Below are 2986 nucleotides of genomic sequence, written 5' to 3' on the forward strand. Positions count from 1 at the left end.
TCACCAGGTCTTCCAAGCGGGCGTCGGTCTCGCTGAAGCCGCTCTGCTGCGGGGTCCGCACCGCGGTGAAGACGGCCACGTAGTAAGGGGGTTCGAAGGCCGCGACGGGTGCGACAGCCGCCGGGTGCGCGCTCACGGCCCCCTCGTGGGACGGGGTGCGCCGCCGTGCGTCCACCTCGATCTCGATCTTCATCCGCGGGTCGGCGAGACCGCACACGAGCATCGTGGCGGCCGGCCGGACCGCGCCGAAGTACCGGCGCAGGAGCGGCCAGCAGGGCTCGAAGTCCGCGCGGTCGGGCAGCAGGTAGCGCACCCGCACCACGTCGGCGAAGGTGCAGCCCGCCTCGGCCAGCGCGGCCCCGATGTTGCGCAGGCACTGTTCGGCCTGCACCACCACGTCGTCGGAGATCGTCATGGTGGTGTAGTCGAAACCGGTCGTCCCGGACACGTGCACCCGGTCGCCGTCGACCACGGCACGGGCGTAGCCGATCTGCTCCTCGAAGGCCGAGCCGCTGAGGATCGTGTGTCGCTCCGTCATGCGCCGAACGCTAGGTGACCGGCACCGGTACGTCTAATACAGCAGCCCGAAACACGGCGCTGCGCGGGCCGCGACGGGCGTGGGGGGAGCTGCGAGGGCCGGCCGGCGCCGTACGATCTCGTCGCCACGCGGTCCGGCGGGAGGAACGGGCCGGTGGAGCACGCACGTAGCGCAGAGAGAGAATCCGATGATCTTCATTACCGCCAAGTTCCGTGTTCTGCCCGCCGACGCCGACCGGTGGCCGGAGATCGCCGCCGAGTTCACCGAGGCCACGCGCGGGGAACCCGGCTGCCTGTGGTTCGAATGGTCGCGAAGCGTCACGGACCCGACGGAGTACGTCCTGGTCGAGGCCTTCCGCGATGACGAGGCGGGTGCCGCTCATGTGCAGTCCGCGCACTTCAGGGCCGCGCAGGAGACGCTGCCGCGGCACCTGGTCGAAACACCTCGCATCGTGAACATGTCGGTTCCGCAGGACGACTGGTCCCTCCTGGGCGAGATGGCCGTCACGGAGCGGGACTAGAGACCAGTGACCGGGGACGACTACTTCGTGCGCAGCATGAGGGCGTAGCGGGTGTTGTCCCCGTACACGCCGGTGTCGTCCCCCTGGACGGCGAACCGTTTCTGGAACCGGGCCACGGCCTGCCGGACCTCCGTGCCGAAGCGGCCGTCGATCGCACCGCCCTCGTAGAGCCCCGGAATCTGGAGCAGACGCACCTGCAACTCGTACACTCCATGCCCGCTGTCGCCCTCGCGCAGTACCCCGGTGCCCGGGATTTCGGGGAGCGGGGTGTCGTCGGGCAGCGGCTGTTCGGGTTGCTCCCGGGCGGCGGGCGGCGCCGCCGGCTCGGAGTGCTGGTGCGTGAGGAGCGAAGAGGCGAGCAGGAGTCCGCTCACGGCACCCAGCCCGAAGAATCCGGCGACCCGGGCGTGCCGCCGGTCGGCGGACCGCCGATGTCCTGGGCTCCCCTTCGGTACCGGCAGCCGTACGGCGTCCGGGCGCGCCGGCGCCTGACGGGGCGGGGCGTCGAGAGGCGCCGTGCGCGCAGCGGAGCGTCCCGGGTCGGCCGTCCAGGAGGCGTCCGGGGAGGGGCCGGTGGTCCAGCAGGCGTCCGGGGAGGGGCCGGTGGTCCAGCAGGCGTCCGGGGACGGGCCGGTTCCGGGGCGCCCGCCCGCACGCACGGGCCCTGCGCTCGGGCGGGGCGCCGACGGCTCGTCCCGCGTCGGGCCCGCGTCGCTCGTGGTGGGCTGCTTCTCCGCCTCCTGCCGCGCGCCGTGCGACCACAGTGGCTGCACCAAGGGCTCCTGCGCAGGCCGGCGCACAGGACCGGTCCGCGGCGGATTCACGACGGACCGCGGAACGCCTTGCGGAGGAACGGGAACCAGGCCTGCGGAGCGAGGCCCCGTTCGATGTGCTCGCGGACGTGCGGCCGGAGGACGGGGCGCCGGCTCCGGCGACAGGACCTTGGCGGGAACCGCCCGGCCGCCGTACGCGGCCGGTTCGCCGTGTCGGTCGGAGGACCGCGGCGGGCCCCCCGTTCGCCGGTTCCTGCCCTCCGCACGCAGCTCGGCGCGCGCGGCGTCGAGGGCGTCCAGGATCGCCTGGAAGGATTCCTGGATCTCCAGCGCCGCGTCACGCTCCGGAACGGAGTCCGGTCGCGGTCGGGTGCCGTCGTGTTCCATCGGCGTTCCTCCTCGGCCCACACCGTAAGCGCCATGTCCTTGTGCAGCGATACGCGATCCGTCCGCATCCGTCTCAACGCGCCGTCAGAGAAGAGGAGATGGGGAACGGAGAGGCCTCGGCCGATGTGCTAGGCCGTGGAGTGCCGGTCCGTCGCCGCCCGGGCCGGCGGCTCGGCGGCCAGCCACGGCATCCGGCGCACGAGGGTGTCCCGCATCCGGGTCAGCGACTCGATGCGCTCGTGGAGTTCGGCCACCCGGCGCGCGCCCACCTCGTAGTGGGCGGCGCAGGACTCGGTGTACGTGAACACCTCCGGCAGGTCGTCGTCGAGGTAGCGGACGAAGGACTTGACGTTCTCCACCGTGAACCCGGAGGCGAGCAGGTCGCGCACGTTGCGGACCCGCAGGACCGCCTCCGGCCCGTAGACCCGGTACCCGGCGGTGGTCCGGCCGGGTTCCAGCAGGCCCTGCTCCTCGTAGTAGCGCAGGGTGCGGGTCGTCGTGCCCGTCGTGGCGGCGAGTTCACCGATCAGCATCACGCTCGCCCCCAACGCCCAGCCGGACCACGGTCTTCCCGGTGTACCGGCCGCGCACCAGATCGGTCAGCGCGGCCGGGGCGGCGGCCAGGCCGTCGATCACCGTCTCGTCGTACACGATCGAGCCGTCCCGCAGCCAGCCGCGGAACCGTTCCCCGAACTCGGGGGCGAGGTCCAGGTGTTCGCGGACCGTGAAGCCGCGCAGGGTCAGCCGCTTGGCGATGATCCGCATCGG

General features: G+C 72.5%; 4 protein-coding genes and 1 pseudogene. 1 reads left to right on the plus strand and 4 read right to left on the minus strand.

Annotated elements, in window-relative coordinates; all coding sequences use genetic code 11:
• The coding region (locus IE312_RS44015; RefSeq protein ID WP_306419748.1) for a RidA family protein at positions 1 to 538 on the minus strand (538 nt) is incomplete at its 3' end.
• A 187-nt stretch (positions 539 to 725) separates the two neighbouring features.
• On the opposite strand from IE312_RS44015, the gene IE312_RS16030 reads away from it, so the two are divergent.
• Positions 726 to 1058: a putative quinol monooxygenase gene (locus IE312_RS16030; protein WP_189982316.1), complete on the plus strand. Its 333-nt coding sequence runs from the start codon at positions 726 to 728 to the stop codon at positions 1056 to 1058.
• Positions 1059 to 1078: 20 nt separating this feature from the next.
• Here IE312_RS16030 and IE312_RS16035 read toward each other — a convergent pair whose 3' ends face one another.
• From IE312_RS16035 to IE312_RS40340, 3 genes and pseudogenes are all read right to left on the minus strand, one after another.
• Positions 1079 to 1831 carry a peptidoglycan-binding domain-containing protein gene (locus IE312_RS16035; protein WP_189982318.1) on the minus strand — a complete coding sequence of 251 codons (753 nt, stop codon included), beginning with the start codon at positions 1829 to 1831 and terminating at the stop codon, positions 1079 to 1081.
• 515 nt (positions 1832 to 2346) lie between these two features.
• Positions 2347 to 2751, minus strand: a complete 405-nt coding sequence (locus IE312_RS16040; protein ID WP_189982320.1) for a MerR family transcriptional regulator — start codon at positions 2749 to 2751, stop codon at positions 2347 to 2349.
• Positions 2738 to 2986: pseudogene (locus tag IE312_RS40340) on the minus strand (hypothetical protein); the annotation flags it as partial. The pseudogene IE312_RS40340 and the gene IE312_RS16040, both read right to left, overlap by 14 nt.

The organism is Streptomyces capoamus (assembly GCF_014654935.1).
GTDB lineage: Bacteria > Actinomycetota > Actinomycetes > Streptomycetales > Streptomycetaceae > Streptomyces > Streptomyces capoamus.